The organism is Arthrobacter sp. zg-Y877 (assembly GCF_030373105.1).
Classification (GTDB): domain Bacteria; phylum Actinomycetota; class Actinomycetes; order Actinomycetales; family Micrococcaceae; genus Arthrobacter_B.
On sequence record NZ_JAUCPU010000001.1, the window covers coordinates 445,106 to 462,095 of the forward strand.

Below are 16,990 nucleotides of genomic sequence, written 5' to 3' on the forward strand. Positions count from 1 at the left end.
CGGTGCTTTCCGGCACCGGCGGGACGGGGCCACGGTCCCGCGGCTGGAAGGTATTCCCGAGCGGAAGTGTCAGGCCGCAGTTAGTCCGGTGGCTTCTAACCCTGAGGTCACACAGCTCTCGATTGAACCCCTAGCTCAAGGAGACAGAACAGTGACTACTCGTGTTGGAATCAACGGATTCGGACGTATCGGCCGCAACTACTTCCGGGCGGCCCTGGAGCAGAACGCCGACCTCGACATCGTCGCCGTCAATGACCTCACCAGTCCCGAAACCCTCGCCCACCTCCTCAAATACGATTCCGTGACCGGCCGCCTGGGCGCCGACGTCGAAGTACGCGAGGGCAACATTATTGTTGGCGGCAAGACCATCCGGGTCCTCGCCGAGCGGGACCCCTCGAACCTTCCCTGGGCCGACCTGGGCGTGGACATCGTGATTGAGTCCACCGGATTCTTCACCAAGGCCGAAGACGCCAAAAAGCACATCGACGCCGGTGCCAAGAAGGTCCTGATCTCCGCGCCGGGCAAGGGCGCGGACCTCACCGTGGTGATGGGGGTCAACGACGGCGACTACGACCCCGCGTCGCACAACATCATCTCCAACGCCTCCTGCACCACCAACTGCCTGGGCCCGCTGGCCATGGTCCTGCACGAGGCGTTCGGCATTGAACGCGGCCTGATGACCACCGTTCACGCGTACACCGCGGACCAGAACCTGCAGGACGGCCCGCACCGCGACCTCCGCCGTGCCCGCGCAGCGGCCCTCAACATCGTGCCGACCACCACCGGCGCTGCAAAGGCCATCGGCCTGGTCCTGCCGGCCCTCGACGGCAAGCTGGACGGCTTCGCACTGCGCGTTCCGGTACCCACCGGTTCGGTCACCGACCTCACCGTCACGGTTTCCAAGGAAGCCACGGTGGAACAGATCAACGAGGTCTACAAGACCGCGGGCAACGGACCGCTGGCCGGCATCCTGCGCTACACCGACGAGCCGATTGTCTCCTCCGATATCGTCACCGACCCAGCCTCGTGCATCTTCGACTCCGGCCTGACCCGCGTTATGGGGAACCAGGTGAAGGTCGTGGGCTGGTACGACAACGAGTGGGGCTACTCCTGCCGCCTGGTTGACCTCACCAAACTCGTCGCCTCCAAGCTTTAACCGACCGCACCCGAAGGTAGAAATGACTGTCAAAACTCTCCCCGACCTGATCAGTGACGGCGTCGACGGCAGATACGTCCTGGTCCGCTCGGACCTGAACGTACCGCTGAATGACGGCCGGGTTACCGATGACGGACGCATCAGGGCATCGATCCCCACCCTGCAGACCCTCGTGGAGCACGGGGCAAAGGTCATTGTGATGGCCCACCTCGGACGCCCCAAGGGCACGCCGGACGAGAAGTACTCGCTGCGTCCCGCCGTCGACCGCCTTGACGAACTCTCCGCCTTCCCGGTGGAGTTCGCCTCCGATGTGGTGGGGGACAGTGCCCGTGAACTGGCCGGTTCGCTGGCCGCCGGGTCCGTCCTGGTGCTGCAGAACATCCGCTTCGACGCCCGCGAAACCTCCAAGGACGACGGCGAACGCCAGGCGCTGGCAGGGGAGCTGGCAGCCCTGACCGGAGAAAATGGTGCCTATGTTGACGATGCTTTCGGCGCCGTGCACCGCAGGCACGCCAGCGTCTACGACATCGCCGAGGTGCTGCCCGCCTATGAGGGCGGCCTGGTCCATACCGAGGTCGAGGTGCTCAAGCGCCTCACCGAGAACCCGGAGAAGCCCTATGTGGTGGTACTGGGCGGTTCCAAGGTGTCCGACAAGCTGGCCGTGATCGAGAACCTGATGGACCGCGCGGACTATCTGCTGGTGGGCGGCGGCATGGTCTTTACGTTCCTGGCTGCCCAGGGCCACAACGTGGGTGCCTCCCTGCTCGAGACGGACCAGATCGAAAACGTGAAGGGGTACCTGTCCCGGGCAAAGGAGGTCGGCTGCGAATTCGTCCTGCCCACCGACATTGTGGTGGCGGATAAGTTCGCAGCGGACGCGGATGTGGAGACCGTTCCGGCCGACGCGATGGAGAACAGCCGGTTCGGCGCCTCCGGACTCGGCCTGGACATCGGTCCCGATTCCGCAGCCGCGTTCGCCGAGCGGATCCGCGGCGGCAGGACCATCTTCTGGAACGGCCCCATGGGCGTGTTTGAGTTCGAAGCCTTTGCCAACGGCACCCGTGCCGTTGCCCAGGCCTTGAAGGAGTCCAGCGGCTTCAGTGTGGTCGGCGGCGGCGATTCCGCTGCAGCCGTCCGGAAGCTCGGCTTCTCGGAAGCCGACTTCGGCCACATTTCCACGGGTGGCGGCGCGAGCCTCGAATACCTGGAAGGCAAAGCCCTCCCGGGCCTGACCGTCCTCGACAAGTAGTAACCCCGTGCGGGTCCGCTGCCCAGCGGGCCCGCACGTGTCTGTCCCATTCCGCCCGGCCGGCACGGCCGGTGCACGCTAGCAAGAAACCGGAGCAACCATGACCACCTCCACGAACGGCAAGTTCGACCGCACACCCCTGATCGCCGGCAACTGGAAAATGAACATGGACCATGTCCAGGGCATCACCCTCCTGCAGAAGCTGGCGTGGACGCTCAGCGATGCCCGCCATGACTACGGCCGGGTGGAGGTGGTGGTTTTCCCGCCGTTCACCGATCTGCGCAGCACACAGACGCTGGTGGCGGGGGACAAGCTGAAGGTGGAATACGGGGCGCAGGATCTTTCCCCGAAGGATTCCGGTGCCTACACGGGTGATATCTCGGGCCAGTTCCTCTCGAAGCTCGGCTGCAGCTACGTCCTGGTGGGTCACAGCGAACGCCGGTCCGTGCACGGTGAGAGCGATGAACTACTGAATGAAAAGCTCAAGGCCGCCTACCGTAACAACCTGGTCCCCGTCCTCTGTGTCGGCGAGGGCCTTGAGGTCCGGCAGGCCGGGGACCACGTGCCGCACACCCTGGAGCAGGTCCGCGGCGGCCTTGCCGGCCTGGACGCCGAACAGGTTTCCAGCCTCGTCATCGCCTACGAACCCGTCTGGGCCATCGGCACCGGCGAAGTTGCCGGCCCCGAAGATGCGCAGGAAATGTGCGCGGCGATCCGTGCCGAGATAGCTGATCTTTACGATGACTCCGTGGCAGCCAAGACGCGCCTGCTGTACGGCGGCTCCGTCAAGGCGGCGAATGCTGCCAGCATTCTGGGTGAACGGGACGTAGACGGCGTGCTCGTGGGCGGCGCCAGTTTGGATGTGGGCGAATTTGCTAATATTGTCAGGTTCGAACAACACCTGGTGACTGACTGACCTGCAGCTGAAGCGCGCCGCAGCGGCGTCTCCAGTCCATGAGTCACCCGAAAGGCCGTAAGTGGAAATTCTGAAGATCGTCCTGCTGGTCCTCCTTGCCATCACGAGCCTGCTGCTGACGCTGCTGATCCTGCTCCACAAGGGCCGCGGCGGCGGTATGTCGGACATGTTCGGCGGCGGCATGACCAGCAGCCTGGGCTCCTCGGGTGTTGCCGAAAAGAACCTGAACCGCTTCACCGTGGCCCTGGCCATTTCTTGGGGTGTCGTCATCGTGGCGCTTGGACTGATCCAGCGCTTCGCCGGCGAAGCGTAGCCCCTCAGGAGCCACCGAAAACTCCTTAAAAGGAAAGACCCCCGGATTTTCCGGGGGTCTTTCCTTTTGACCGGGTTTAGCGGGGTTTAGCCGCTGACCGGGCCGGGACTACGCGTCTTCGGCCTCGGTGTCTTCGGAGGCGAAGAGCCGCTGGGACAGCTGTGAGGCTGCGGCCTGATCAATCAGCCACCGGGTCTTGGTCCTGCCGCGTGCGCCCGCTGCCGGAACCTGGATCTCGCCGGCCCCGGCCAGCGCCAGGCCGACGGCGCCTGCCTTGTCTTTGCCAGCAACGCCCAGCCAGACTTCAGCGGCCGTGGTAATGCTTTCCAGCGTCAAGGAGATCCGCTCCGGGGGAGGCTTGGGAGCATCCCGGACCGCGACGGTGGTCTGCCCGGTGGTGCGGACGCCCGGGGTTTCCGGGAACAGCGATGCGATGTGCGCGTCCGGTCCCACGCCCAGCAGGAGAACGTCAAAGCGGGGGAGCCGCGGGTCTACGGACTCGAATCCGCGGGCAAGGTGCTCGGCGGCAGCGGCCTCGGCCAGCCGCGTGGCATAGTCCGCGGCTGCGTCCTCGACGGAAGCGACGTCGTCGGCTGTGGCACACGCATGGATCCGTGCGGCCGGAACGCCGAGCGGTTCGAGCATGGCCTTCCGTGCCTGCACGGAGTTCAGCTCCGGGTTGCCGGCAGGAAGGAACCGTTCATCCCCCCACCAGAAGTTCACTCGCGTCCAGTCCACGGCAGTGCGCGCCGGGTTGGCCGTCACGGCTTCCAGCGTCGCGATGCCCACCGTTCCACCGGTCAACACCACGGTGGCTTCCCCGCGCCGGCTCTGGACATCCACGAGCTTGGTGATCAGCCGGGCAGCCGTCGCCGCGACGAGTGCCTGCGGATCCGGATGGATGCTGACGCCGTTGGGGGAGTGCGTCATGCGTGCGCCCCTTCCTGGGACAGGCATGCCGCCAGTCCCTCAGTAAGTACTTCTCCGAAAACCTCGTCCGGATCCAACCGGCGGAGTTCCTCGGCCAGGCAGTCACGCAGGGTCCGCCGCGGGAGGGAAATCTGCTGCTCCGGCTGCCCCGGCTGCCGCAGATGGGCGGTGACCTGGTCAGGACGGGACAGTTCGACCTCTCCGTCCCGGCGCCTAAACACTACCCGGTGGATGCCCGTTCCCGCTTCCCCTTCGATGATTTCCAGGGGTACGTCCAGAGCTTTTTTCAGCCAGGCCGCCAGCAGGAAGGTACTGGCCGAATCCGAGGCGCCTTCAACGACGACGGACTCGACCTGGGCTGCGGCTCCACCGTCCAGCACTGCAGCCAACTGCACCCGCCAGTTGGTCAGCCGGGTCCAGCTCAGGTCCGTGTCGCCGGCCGCATAGGAGTCGGCCAGCCCGAGCAGGGCCTTCTTAGGGTCATCTTCGGTTGCGGCGTCAGTGATCCGCCGGTGCGCAATTGCGCCCAGCGGTGTCTTCGCCGGATCCTCCGGAACCCCATGCGGCCACCAGGCAACGATCGGAGCATCCGGCAGCAGCAGGGCGGACACCAGGGACTCGCTTTCGCCGGCCAGTTCTCCGTGCCCGGACAGGACAATCACCTCGGAGGCACCGGCGTCGCCGCCCACCCGGATCTGTGCGTCAAGGCGCGTCTCATCGTCCGGGCTGCCCTCGGCCAGCACGATGATCCGGCAGGGATGTTCGCGGCTGGCTTCGTTGGCGGCGGCAATGGCCTCTTCCACAAAGTCCGGCTGGGTATCCACGACTAGGGTGAGCACACGCCCGAGGGTCACGACCCCACCCATTTCGCGCATGGCAACAATTTCCTTGGACACCTTGGAGGTGGTGGTGCCCGGCAGGTCTACTATCACGGCCTTCTCCATGTCCTTCCATCTTGGGCGAGGAGCTCATTCGCCGAGTCAGGTCCCCAGCTTCCGGGGGCGTACGGTTCCGGCTGGGAGTCTAGCGATGCCCAGTATTCTTCGAACGGATCCACGATCTTCCAGGACAGCTCCACTTCCTGGTGGCGTGGGAAGAGCGGCGGCTCACCCAGCAGCACGTCGAGGATGAGCCGTTCATAGGCTTCGGGACTGGACTCGGTGAAGGAATGTCCGTAACCGAAGTCCATGGACACGTCCCGCACTTCCATCTGGGTGCCCGGCACCTTGGAGCCGAAGCGGATGGTGGCTCCTTCGTCGGGCTGCACCCGGATGACGACGGCGTTCTGCCCGAAGTCGTCTTCGTTGTGTTCGCGGAACAGCAGGTTGGGGGAGCGCTTGAAGACGACGGCGATTTCGGTGACGCGGCGGCCGAGCCGTTTCCCGGCGCGGAGGTAGAACGGCACGCCTGCCCAGCGGCGGGTATTGATGTCCAGGCGGACGGCGGCGAAGGTTTCGGTCTTCGACTCGGGGTTGAAGCCTTCCTCCTCCAGGAAGCCGGTCACCTTTTCGCCGCCCTGCCAGCCGCCCGTGTACTGGCCGCGGGCGGAGCTGCGGGAGAGGTCCTCCGGCAGTCGGACGGCTGCCAGCACCTTCTCCTTTTCGGCGCGGAGGTGCTCCGCGTTGAAGGAGATGGGTTCTTCCATGGCGGTCAGTGCCAGGAGCTGCAGCAGGTGGTTCTGGATGACGTCGCGGGCGGCGCCCACGCCGTCGTAATACCCCGCGCGGCCACCGATGCCGATGTCCTCGGCCATGGTGATCTGCACGTGGTCGACGTAGTTGGCGTTCCAAATGGGCTCAAACAGCTGATTGGCGAACCGGAGGGCCAGGATGTTCTGGACGGTTTCCTTGCCCAGGTAGTGGTCGATGCGGAACACCGAGTCGGCCGGGAAGACGGACTCCACCACATTGTTCAGTTCCCGTGCCGAAGCGAGGTCGTGGCCGAACGGCTTTTCAATCACCACCCGCCGCCATTTGCCCTCCGAGGTCGTGGCCAGCCCGTGCCCGGAGAGCTGCTGGCAGACCTGCTCGAACGACTTGGGCGGAACCGAGAGGTAGAACGCATGGTTGCCCCGGGTTCCACGCTGTTCATCCAGGTCTTCGAGAGTCTTTTTCAGGTTTTCGAAGGCCTCATCGCTGTCAAAGCCTCCCTCGACAAACCGGATGCCTTCGGCCAGCTGCTTCCAGACGCCCTCGCTGAAATCGGTCCGTGCATGTGCCTGCACCGATTCCTTGACCTGCGCAGCGAAATCCTCGTCGCTCCAGGGCCGGCGGCCGAATCCGACCAGTGAGAAGCTGGGAGGAAGCAGGCCGCGGTTGGCGAGGTCGTAGACGGCCGGAATGAGCTTCTTCCGGGCCAGGTCTCCGGTGACACCGAAAATCACCAGGGAAGAGGGTCCGGCGATCCGGCTCAGCCGGCGGTCGCGCGGATCCCGGAGCGGGTTGCCTGTTCCGGCCTTTTCCTCACCGGCCATTTAGTCCCCGCTTCCGTCCGTGGCAAGGGCACGGACAACGTTCGCTATTTCGCGGACTCCCTCGTCCCGGTTGAGCAGGTGCAGCCGCAGGACTGGACGGCCCTGGTCTGCGAGGACGGTGGCGTCACCGGCGGCCTGGGCGCTGATGAGCTCACCGAAGGTAAACGGCCGGTCGGGGATGGTGACGTCCTCGCCGGGCTTGCCGGTGATCTGCAGGTAGACGCCCTGCGCCGGGCCGCCCTTGTGGAACTGGCCGGTGGAGTGCAGGAAGCGCGGTCCCCAGCCGAAGGTGACGGGACGGCCGGTGGCTGCGGCGAGCTCGGGGCGGATGTCCGCGAGTCCGGCCTGCCGGAAGCGGTCAAGGTATGCCTGGATGCTGAGGTAGCCGTCCGGGCCGAGGTGCCGGAGCAGCGCGGCAAGGGCGCCGCGGAGGGTATGGGCGGTGCCGAGCAGGTCGGCCGGGCCGCGCACTTCCACGGAGCCGTCGACGAAGGACGGTTCCGTCGGTTCCGGGGTGGCGTCCAGGAGGCCACGTGCTGCCTTCTTAGCTGCCTCGACGTCGGGCTGGTCGAACGGGTTGATGTTCAGCAGCCGTCCGGCCACCGCAGTGGCGAATTCCCAGAGCATCATCGAGCTGCCCAGGCTGCCGGAAACGACTACCTGGTCTCCCTCGGGGATGATCTCCGAGTCGACGGGGACAATCCGTACGGTCAGCACGTCGCCGGCACCGGACGTGATTTCCGGGGCGCCGGGCTCGACGGCGACGGGCAGCAGGCCCGTGCCGAGCTTGCCGGTGGATTCGGCGATCAGCTGTTCGGCCCAGTCGGGGAATCCGGCCAGCCCGGAGGCTTCATCGACAATCACGATCTTGTTGCGCAGCGGTTCGGTGCCGCCAAGGGCCGCCCCGAGCTGCAGGCCGATATTGTCGGGCGCGTCGTCCCGCAGCATTTCAGCGGTCAGCTCCGCGTCGTCCAACAGGGACTCGATGTCCGCGCCGGCCAGGCCCGAGGGCACCAGTCCAAAAGCGGTCAGGGCGGAATAGCGGCCGCCCACGTTCGGGTCGGCGTTGAAGACGGCGCGGTAGCCGGCTTCCCGGGCTGCCGCGTCGAGCGGCGATCCCGGGTCGGTGACGACCACGATGCGGGACTTGGCGTCGATGCCGGCGTCGGTGAAGGCCTGTTCGAAGACCCGGCGCTGCGAATCCGTTTCCACCGTGGACCCGGACTTCGAGCTCACCACGATGACGGTTTCGGCCAGCCGGTCGCCCAGTGCTGCGGCGACGACGTCGGGATCGGTGGAATCCAGCACGGTGAGGTCCACGCCCGCGGAGCGGGTAATGACCTCGGGCGCCAGGGAAGAGCCGCCCATGCCGGCCAGGACCACGCGGGTCACTGACTCGGCGGCGAGCTCTTCCCGAAGCGCCGCGATCTGTCCCACGAGCGGCCGGGAGCTTTCCCCGGGATTGAGCCAGCCCAGGCGTATCGACGCCTCGGCTTCGGCATCGGGGCCCCACAGGGTGGGGTCCTGTGCCACGAGGCGGGAGGCAACTTCATCTCCCACGAGTTCGGGCACCTTGGCATCGACGGCAGCGCCTGCCGCTCCGGCTGCTTCAAAGGACAGTGTGGTCATTTTTTCCTATGCCTCTTTCGCGGTATCCAGCGCGTTCTGAACGGTCTGGAGGAGTTCGCCCCAGCTGACCACGAACTTATCGAGGCCTTCGGTCTCCAGCTGCTCCACAACGTCGTTGTAGGAGATGCCCAGGCCGTCGAGCTGGTCCAGGACGGTGTTGGATTCGGCGTACGTGCCGGTGATGGTGTCACCGGTGACTTCGCCGTGGTCCGCAGTGGCTTCCAGCGTCTTCTCCGGCATGGTGTTCACCGAGTTCGGTGCTACTAGGCCCGTGACGTACAGGGTGTCCGGCAGGGCCGGGTCCTTGACGCCGGTGGAGGCCCAGAGCGGACGCTGTGCGTTGGCTCCGGCGGCGCCGAGTACCTGCCAGCGTTCGGAGGCGAACTGCTCTTCGAAGACCTGGTAGGCCAGGCGGGCGTTGGCGAGACCGGCCTTGCCCTTCAGGCCCTGAGCCTCGTCGGAGCCGATGGCGTCGAGACGCTTGTCGATCTCGGCGTCCACGCGGGAGACGAAGAAGGACGCCACCGAGTGGATGGTGGAGAGGTCGTGCCCGTTTTCCTTCGCCTGCTCAATGCCGAGCATGTACGCGTTGATGACGTCGCGGTAGCGCTCGAGCGAGAAGATCAGGGTGACGTTGACGCTGATGCCCGCGGCCAGCGTGGCGGTGATTGCCGGCAGGCCTTCCTGGGTGGCGGGAATCTTGATCAGGACGTTGGCGCGGCCAACCTTGTCGAAGAGTTCCTTCGCCTCGTTGATGGTGCCCTGGGTGTCGCGCGAGAGACGCGGATCAACCTCGATGGAGACGCGGCCGTCGACGCCGTTGGTAGCCTCGTAGACCGGTGCGAAGAGGTCGCAGGCCTGGATGACGTCGTCGGTCGTGATTTCAAAAACGGACTTGTCGACGTCGGCGCCCGAGCGCGAGAGCTGCTGCACCTGGGCGGCGTAGGACGCGCCGTTGGCCAGTGCTGCGGCGAAGATGCTCGGGTTCGTGGTCACACCGACCACGTTCCGCTCATCGATGAGCTTCTTCAGCGAACCGGAGACAATCCGTTCGCGGGAGAGGTCGTCCAGCCAGATGGAGACACCGGCTTCGGAAAGCAGGGCCGTGGGAGTGGAAGTCATTAGTGATGCTCCTTTAGATCAGGGGGTTACTGCTGGTCGCCGGTCTCGGTGGACTGCGCTCCGGAAGCGGCGCCGGTGGTGCCGTCGGGGGCGGATCCGTTGCCGCCGGCAGCGGCGAGGGAGTCGCGCGCAGCCTGGGCCACGGCGTCGGCGGTGATGCCGAATTCGCGGAACAGCGTCTTGTAGTCGGCCGAAGCGCCGAAGTGCTCCAGGGAGACGCTGCGGCCGGCGTCGCCGACGATCTCGCGCCAGCCGAGGGCAATGCCCGCTTCGACGGAAACCCGGGCGCGGATGTCCTTCGGCAGGACGGACTCGCGGTACTCCTTGTCCTGCTTGTTGAACCATTCGATGCTCGGCATCGAGACCACGCGGGCAGCTACGCCTTCGGCGGCGAGGGCTTCGCGGGCCTCAACAGCAAGCTGCACCTCGGAGCCGGTGCCGACCAGGATGATGTCCGGGGTAACGACGCTGCCGTCGCGGACGGCTTCGGCAAGGACGTAACCGCCGCGTGCCGCGCCTTCGGCGGAACCGAACTCGGTGGCCGTTGCCGCACCCTCGCCACGGGCGTAGGTGGGGATGTTCTGGCGCGTGAGCACAATACCGGCCGGGTTCTCGGTGTTCTCCAGGATGGTCCGCCAGGCGACGGCCACCTCGTTCGCGTCACCCGGGCGGACGACGTCGAGCCCCGGGATCGCGCGGAGGGAGGCCAGCTGTTCCACCGGCTGGTGGGTGGGTCCGTCTTCGCCCAGGCCGATGGAGTCGTGGGTCCAGACGTAGATGGCAGGGACGCCCATCAGGGCGCCGAGGCGGATGGCCGGGCGCTGGTAGTCGCTGAAGATCAGGAACGTACCGGAGAAGGCCCGGGTGTTGCTGTGCATCGTGATGCCGTTGACGATCGACGCCGCGGCGTGTTCGCGGATGCCGAAGTGCAGCACGCGGCCGTACGGGTTGCCGGACCAGGCGTTGGTCTGCTTCCCGGCGGGAATGAAGGACGGCGATCCTTCGATGGTGGTGTTGTTGGACTCGGCGAGGTCGGCGGAGCCGCCCCAGAGTTCCGGCAGTGCCGGGCCGATGGCGGAGAGGACCTTGCCGGAGGCGGCACGGGTGGACATGTCCTTGCCGGCTTCGAAGACGGGCAGCGATGCTTCCCAGCCCTCGGGGAGCTCGCCCTTTTCGAGGCGGGCCAGCAGGGCGGAGCCTTCGGTGTTGGCTTCTTCCCAGGCCTTGAAGCCTTCGTTCCACTTCTGGTGGGCTTCGGCGCCGCGGGCTACTGCCTGCCGGGCGTGCTCGAGGACCTCGGGGTCGACGTCGAAGTTCTTGGCCGGGTCGAAGCCCAGCGTTTCCTTCAGCGCCGCCACTTCGTCGGTGCCCAGGGCGGAGCCGTGGATCTTTCCGGTGTTCTGCTTATTGGGTGCAGGCCAGCCGATGATGGTGCGCAGGGAGATGATCGAGGGCCGGTTCGTTTCGGCCTTGGCCGCCATCAGGGCGTTGTACAGCTCGTGGACGTCTTCGACGTAGTCGCCGGTCTTGGTCCAGTCCACGCGCTGGGTGTGCCAGCCGTAGGCTTCGTAGCGCTTCAGCACGTCTTCGGTGAAGGCAATGTCGGTGTCGTCTTCGATCGAGATGTGGTTCTCGTCGTAAATCACCACGAGGTTGCCGAGTTCCTGGTGGCCGGCCAGTGAGGAAGCCTCGGCCGTGACGCCTTCCTGGAGGTCGCCGTCGGATGCAATGACCCAGATGGTGTGGTCGAACGGGCTGGTGCCCTCGGCGGCGTCGGCGTCCAGGAGGCCGCGCAGGCGGCGCTGGGCAAACGCGAAGCCGACGGAGGAGGCAAGGCCCTGGCCCAGCGGTCCGGTGGTGATTTCGACGCCGTCGGTGTGGCGGTATTCCGGGTGGCCGGGGGTCTTGGAACCCCAGGTACGCAGGGACTGCAGGTCTTCGAGTTCCAGGCCGTAGCCGGAGAGGAAGAGCTCAATGTACAGGGTCAGGGAAGTGTGCCCGGGGGACAGGACGAAGCGGTCGCGGCCGATCCACTGCGGATCGGACGGATCATGGCGCATGACCTTCTGGAACAGAAGGTAGGCGGCCGGGGCCAGGCTCATGGCCGTGCCGGGGTGGCCGTTGCCGACCTTTTCGACGGCGTCGGCTGCGAGGACGCGGACGGTATCCACTGCCTTGCGGTCGGTCTCGGTCCAGATCAGTTCTTGCTCTTCCATATGTGGCACGTTTACCGGGCCCCTCTCTCTGCAGATAACCGGCGCCATACAGCTGCCGGACATGCCCGGATGCCCCCGTGAACGGGGTGCGTCCGGATCCTTTACCACTACAACCAACGGCAGACGCAAATCCATACCGCGTTCACGGCATAACTTGTTCCGCATTCCACAGCAGAGCCGCGGATACTGCTTACATAGTGCTTGTTACTTTTCCCGTCCGGCAGTGATATTGGCAGGTTATTGCTGGGTTATCGCCTGCGGGACAGCTCACTTCCAACCTTATCGTCTAAGCCTGCTTCCTGCCGCCCTGGCCGCAGGTTGTCCACCTGTGTGCGGGGGCGGCGGGGACTGAGTAGAGACGGATGCGCCCATGCGTATTCCATGCTTCGATTTCTACAGCCGATAGAGGTTATGATGAGGACGGACTTTTTCGTTCCAGATTGGATAAAGTGATCGCTTCGTGACTACCCAGCATGCCGAGTCCCCGGTCCACACGGGGAAGATGACGGCGGGCCGCAAGGTCCGGGCTTACGTGGCGCTCACCAAACCGCGCGTCATCGAACTCCTGCTCGTGACCACCCTGCCCACCATGATCTTCGCCGAGCAGGGACTTCCGTCCCTGGGCCTGATCCTGGCCACGATGGTCGGCGGTGCCCTTGCTGCAGGCAGCGCAGGTGCCTTCAACTGCTACATCGACCGCGACATGGACAAGCTCATGAAGCGGACCAAGAACCGTCCGCTGGTCACCGGCGAGGTTTCTCCGCGGGAGGCAATGGTCTTTGCCTGGGTGCTGGGTATTGTCTCCATCGTCCTGCTCTGGTTCGGTGCCAACCCGCTGACGGGTCTGCTCGGCGTCGGCGCCATCCTGCTCTACGTGGTCTTCTACACGCTGATCCTCAAGCGCCGCACCACCCAGAACATTGTCTGGGGCGGTGCCGCCGGCTGCATGCCCGTGCTCATCGCCTGGGCTGCCGTCACCAACAAGGTTGAATGGCCCGCCATCATCCTGTTCATGATCATTTTCCTGTGGACGCCGCCGCACTACTGGCCCCTGTCGATGAAGTACGGCGAGGACTACCGCAACGCCAGCGTGCCGATGCTCGGTGCCGTTGCCGGTGCGAAGCTCGTCTCCGTACAGGTGGTCCTGTACGCCTACGCCACGGTGGCCTGCTCCCTGCTCCTGATTCCCGTCGGCGGTGCCGGCTGGGTCTACACCATTGCCGCGGTGCTGTCCGGCGGCTGGTTCGTAGCCGAGGCGCACAAGCTGCACTCCCGGGCGCAGCGCGAAGACCTCAACGACAAGTCGGCCATGAAGGTCTTCCACCTGTCCATCAGCTACCTCACGATCCTTTTCCTGGCCCTGGCCGTGGACCCGTTCGTGGGAAGCGCGCTGGTTTAGCTTTTCTCTCCGCTTTACGGTGGCCGGATCCCCTCGGGGTCCGGCCATTGTTGTGTCCGGGGGCGTTGGTGCTGGGTGCGTTGGTGCCGGTAGGGCGTTGTGTCCGGGTGGGGGTAGGACGCTCCGGAACGGCGGCAACGAAACTCCCGGCCCGCAGAGCTCGCGGGAGTATTAAAGCCGCCTAACCCCGTCCTCCGCGACTGCTCCAGCAATGCCTCGCTGGCATCACCAGGACGGGGGGGGCACTGTCCGGGGGACACCCATTGCGCACAGCATCCCAGGCATTGGGACAGGTGGTACCGGTGGGACCACTGCAGGCACAGGAGCACCAGAGCGTGGGACCCTGTGCGGGGAATCGTCCCGTCCCGAGCACAGAAGCCCAGGCAATGCGACTACTGTTGCTGGTGCGACCATGCAAGCCTCTCGAGCCCCAGGGCGTGGGACCCTGTGCGGGGAACATGCCCTCCGCAGGTCGCTATTGCTGTCCGAGGTCGTCCGAAGTGCAGATAACGGGGCTAAACGGTCCGGATGACCCCGTTATCTGTACACCCAGTGCCCCAAAACCCCGCATAACCCCGTTATCTGTACAGTCAACGATCGGCCGGACCCCACCCGCCTGTTCATAGTGCAGTTGATGCTGCCAGTGGACAGTCCAAACGCATCAACTGCACTATGAACGCTTGACCCGCATTCCTTGCCCCAGAACGGTCCAACGGCGGCGCCGGAGACGGAAGACCGGAGTGGGAAGACCGGACACAAAAGAAGGGCCGGACCCCCAGGGGATCCGGCCCTTCACGGAACGGCGCTACTTCCGTCCGAACCTACTTCCGTCCAGCCGGGAACTTCCGGCCCCGGACGTTCCTGGCCGCCCGCGCCTGCGCCAAGGCAACAGCCGCACCACCGGGAACCTGCTTGTTGAATCCAATGTAGACAGTCTGGGCAGCGGCAGCCGTCAGCAGGCAGGCGCCCAACATGTGCAGCGCCACCAGGGCAATGGGCAGGTGCAGGAAGTGTTGGGCATAGCCGATCGCGGCCTGGGCCAGGACGACGACGGCGAGCAGCACCACTGTCCGGCGTACCCGTGCATCCGCGTTCCGGCGGTAAACCAGGTACAGGGCGACGGCCAGCGCAAAGACCAGCAGATACACAGGCACCACATGGATGCGGGTGATCAGGTCCGGGTTCAGGCCGTTCCGTGCTGCGCCGTGGTCTCCGGCGTGCGGACCGGAACCGGTGACCACAACGCCCAGCACCACGGTCAGCGCGGACAGGACACCGATGGCGCCCAGCAGCGGACGCAGGGTCTTATCCGCCAGCGGCGCGTGGCGGGCGGCAAGATCGACGGCGGAAAGCCGGGTTCGGTTAACCATCACCACGGCGACGCTGATCATGACCGTCGAGGCGAGGAAGTGCAGGCCCACGACCCAGGGGTTGAGATCGGTCAGGACAGTGATCCCGCCGATGACGGCCTGGGCCGGGACGCCGGCCAGCAGGCCGATCGACAGCCACCAGAGATCACGGCGTTCATGCCGCACCCGCCAGACGGAGAACACCGTGGCGAAGGCAACCGCGGTCAGCACGAACGTCAGCAGCCGGTTGCCGAACTCGATGATCCCGTGCAGACCCATTTCCGGCGTCGTCACGAGGGAATCGGCAGTGCACAGCGGCCACTCGGGGCAGCCCAGGCCGGACGCGGTCAGCCGCACGGCGCCGCCGGTCACCACGATCACGATATTGGCCACCAGCGAGGCAACGGCAAGGCTGCGGATAAGGCGTCCAGCGGCGGGAACGTGGGATTGCCGGGCCGCGGCACCGGCAGAGGTTGATGACACGGTTTCTAACTCCATTTGAACCATCGGACGGCACCCAGGCCGCCCAGTACTGTCCACACCAGAAGGATCAGGGTGGCGGAAATGTTGAACTGCGAATCGATGAGGGCCGAGCGCAGGGCATCACCCAAGGCAGCCGACGGAAGGACCTCGATGAAGGGCTGCAGCACGCCGGGCAGGTGCCCCACCGGGATGATGATACCGCCGGCGGCCGCCAGGAGGATCCAGAGCAGGTTGGTAATGGCCAGTGTTGCCTCAGGCCGCACGGTGCCGGCGACCAGCAGGCCCAGGGCCGTAAACGCCACTGCGCCCAGGACCAGCTGGGCCGCAGCCGGCAGCAGCCCGCTGAGCTCCGGCTGCCAGCCGAAGAGCAGCGCCGCCACGGACACCAGCACCACCTGGATGGCCAGTACGGCCAGGACCGCAATGACCTTCCCGGCGATCAGGCCGGCACGCCCCAGCGGGGTGGTGGAAAGGTAGCGGAGCACACCGTAGCGCCGGTCGAAGCCGGTGGCGATGCCCTGTCCGGTGAAGGCGGTGGACATGGCGCAGAGGGCAAAGATGCCCGGGGTGGCCATATTGATCCTGCTGGTGCCGTACCCGTCCAGCAGGGGAGTGACCACCAGTGCCACCATCGCGAGCAGCGGCAGGACGACGGCGAGGATCAGCTGCTCACCGTTGCGCAGCATCATGACGGCCTCGTACCGGCCCTGGTTCAGGATGCGGGCCTGAAGCGACGCGGGAGCACTCAACGGATGGTCCTTCCGGAAAGGTCGAGGAAAACGTCCTCCAGGGTGCGGGAGGCCATGTGGACCGAGGATGGCAGGATGTCCCGCTCCGCCCACCAGGCGGCCACGGCGGCGAGGTCCGGCGGTGTCAGGGTGCCGCGGACGGCATAGTGTCCGGGTGCGGCTTCCACTGCTTCGAGGTGGTGCAGCGGACCGGAGGCGAGGGCTGCGACGTCAAGGCCGGGTGCGGCGTCGAACGTCAGCAGGCGCTGTTCGGCGGGGGAGCCGGCTTCGGAGATCAGCTCGGCCACGGTACCCGAGGCGACGGTCTTGCCGGCGTCGATGATGTAGACGTAGTCGGCCAGCTTCTGCGCATCGTCCATCAGGTGGGTGGTGAGGATGATGCCCATTCCTTCGGCGCGCAGTTCGGCGATCAGATCGAAGACGATCTGGCGCGACTGTGGATCGAGGCCTGCGCTGGGTTCGTCCAGGAAAAGAACTTCGGGACGTCCGATCAGGGCCGCAGCCATGGCCAGGCGTTGTTTCTGCCCGCCGGAGAGCCGCCGGATGCCGGTGTTGGCGAAGCTGCCGATACCCAGGCGTTCCACGAGTTCGGCCACGGGACGGGGTTCCTGGTACATCCGGGCAACATGCTCCAGCAGGGCCACAGGGCGGGCCGACGGCGGGAGGCCGCCTTCCTGGAGCATCACGCCGACGCGGCTGCGCAGGTGTGCGTCCGCACCGTAGGGGTCCTGCCCGAGCAGCCGGATTTCCCCGCCGTTAATGGGCTGAAGGCCCTGGGCACACTCCAGTGTGGTGGTCTTGCCGGCACCATTGGCACCGAGCAGGGCTGTGACGGAGCCGCGGTGGGCTGTGAAGTCGACGCCGGCGAGTACGCGGATCATTTTGCCGTCGAGACCAGCAACCGGGCCACAGTCCTTGATCAGACCTTTAATGGTCAGGCAGGGTTCATCGGTAGGCACCTGCATATTCTACGTTAGGTAGTACAGCGTCCCGGCACGGACTGCCT

The 16,990-nt window shown here is 65.8% G+C and carries 14 protein-coding genes; 5 read left to right on the forward strand and 9 right to left on the reverse strand.

Features of this window, described 5'->3' with window-relative positions; translation table 11 throughout:
- The first annotated feature begins 151 nt into the window (after nt 1-151).
- The 4 genes from gap to secG all read left to right on the forward strand — a co-directional run bounded on the left by gap (nt 152) and on the right by secG (nt 3,634).
- Nucleotides 152-1,156: a type I glyceraldehyde-3-phosphate dehydrogenase gene (gene gap, locus QNO03_RS02050; RefSeq protein ID WP_289601619.1), complete on the forward strand. Its 1,005-nt coding sequence runs from the start codon at nt 152-154 to the stop codon at nt 1,154-1,156.
- A 22-nt stretch (nt 1,157-1,178) separates the two neighbouring features.
- The gene (locus QNO03_RS02055) at nt 1,179-2,405 is read left to right on the forward strand and encodes a phosphoglycerate kinase (protein WP_289601620.1); all 1,227 of its coding nucleotides are present in this window, start codon (nt 1,179-1,181) and stop codon (nt 2,403-2,405) included.
- 100 nt (nt 2,406-2,505) lie between these two features.
- Nucleotides 2,506-3,321, forward strand: a complete 816-nt coding sequence (tpiA, locus tag QNO03_RS02060) for a triose-phosphate isomerase (protein ID WP_289601621.1) — start codon at nt 2,506-2,508, stop codon at nt 3,319-3,321.
- 61 nt (nt 3,322-3,382) lie between these two features.
- Nucleotides 3,383-3,634, forward strand: a complete 252-nt coding sequence (gene secG, locus QNO03_RS02065) for a preprotein translocase subunit SecG (protein ID WP_227921719.1) — start codon at nt 3,383-3,385, stop codon at nt 3,632-3,634.
- Between the two features lie 108 nt (nt 3,635-3,742).
- Here secG and pgl read toward each other — a convergent pair whose 3' ends face one another.
- From pgl to tkt, 6 genes are read right to left on the reverse strand one after another with little or no spacing between them, the layout of a single operon-like run.
- The gene (pgl, locus tag QNO03_RS02070) at nt 3,743-4,564 is read right to left on the reverse strand and encodes a 6-phosphogluconolactonase (protein WP_289601623.1); all 822 of its coding nucleotides are present in this window, start codon (nt 4,562-4,564) and stop codon (nt 3,743-3,745) included.
- A complete protein-coding gene (locus tag QNO03_RS02075) occupies nt 4,561-5,496 on the reverse strand; it encodes a glucose-6-phosphate dehydrogenase assembly protein OpcA (RefSeq protein ID WP_289601624.1) in 936 nt (311 codons plus the stop codon). The genes pgl and QNO03_RS02075 overlap by 4 nt, the downstream gene beginning before the upstream one ends.
- Nucleotides 5,493-7,037: a glucose-6-phosphate dehydrogenase gene (zwf, locus tag QNO03_RS02080; RefSeq protein WP_289601626.1), complete on the reverse strand. Its 1,545-nt coding sequence runs from the start codon at nt 7,035-7,037 to the stop codon at nt 5,493-5,495. Before zwf ends, QNO03_RS02075 begins: the two co-directional genes overlap by 4 nt.
- Entirely contained in the window at nt 7,038-8,666 is a 1,629-nt protein-coding gene (locus QNO03_RS02085) for a phosphoglucose isomerase-related protein (protein ID WP_289601628.1), read from the reverse strand.
- A 6-nt stretch (nt 8,667-8,672) separates the two neighbouring features.
- A complete protein-coding gene (gene tal, locus QNO03_RS02090) occupies nt 8,673-9,788 on the reverse strand; it encodes a transaldolase (protein ID WP_289601629.1) in 1,116 nt (371 codons plus the stop codon).
- Between the two features lie 26 nt (nt 9,789-9,814).
- Nucleotides 9,815-12,004 carry a transketolase gene (gene tkt / locus QNO03_RS02095; protein ID WP_289601630.1) on the reverse strand — a complete coding sequence of 730 codons (2,190 nt, stop codon included), beginning with the start codon at nt 12,002-12,004 and terminating at the stop codon, nt 9,815-9,817.
- 460 nt (nt 12,005-12,464) lie between these two features.
- Here tkt and QNO03_RS02100 point away from each other — a divergent pair, with 460 nt between their 5' ends.
- Nucleotides 12,465-13,403: a heme o synthase gene (locus QNO03_RS02100; protein WP_283995878.1), complete on the forward strand. Its 939-nt coding sequence runs from the start codon at nt 12,465-12,467 to the stop codon at nt 13,401-13,403.
- Between the two features lie 821 nt (nt 13,404-14,224).
- Here the strand turns inward: QNO03_RS02100 and QNO03_RS02105 are convergent.
- The 3 genes from QNO03_RS02105 to QNO03_RS02115 are packed head-to-tail and all read right to left on the reverse strand — an operon-like array spanning nt 14,225 to nt 16,943.
- A complete protein-coding gene (locus QNO03_RS02105; RefSeq protein WP_289601631.1) occupies nt 14,225-15,235 on the reverse strand; it encodes a COX15/CtaA family protein in 1,011 nt (336 codons plus the stop codon).
- Nucleotides 15,236-15,240: 5 nt separating this feature from the next.
- Nucleotides 15,241-15,984 carry an ABC transporter permease gene (locus tag QNO03_RS02110; protein WP_229948282.1) on the reverse strand — a complete coding sequence of 248 codons (744 nt, stop codon included), beginning with the start codon at nt 15,982-15,984 and terminating at the stop codon, nt 15,241-15,243.
- The gene (locus QNO03_RS02115) at nt 15,981-16,943 is read right to left on the reverse strand and encodes an ABC transporter ATP-binding protein (RefSeq protein WP_502874534.1); all 963 of its coding nucleotides are present in this window, start codon (nt 16,941-16,943) and stop codon (nt 15,981-15,983) included. Before QNO03_RS02115 ends, QNO03_RS02110 begins: the two co-directional genes overlap by 4 nt.
- Nucleotides 16,944-16,990: the final 47 nt, after the last annotated feature.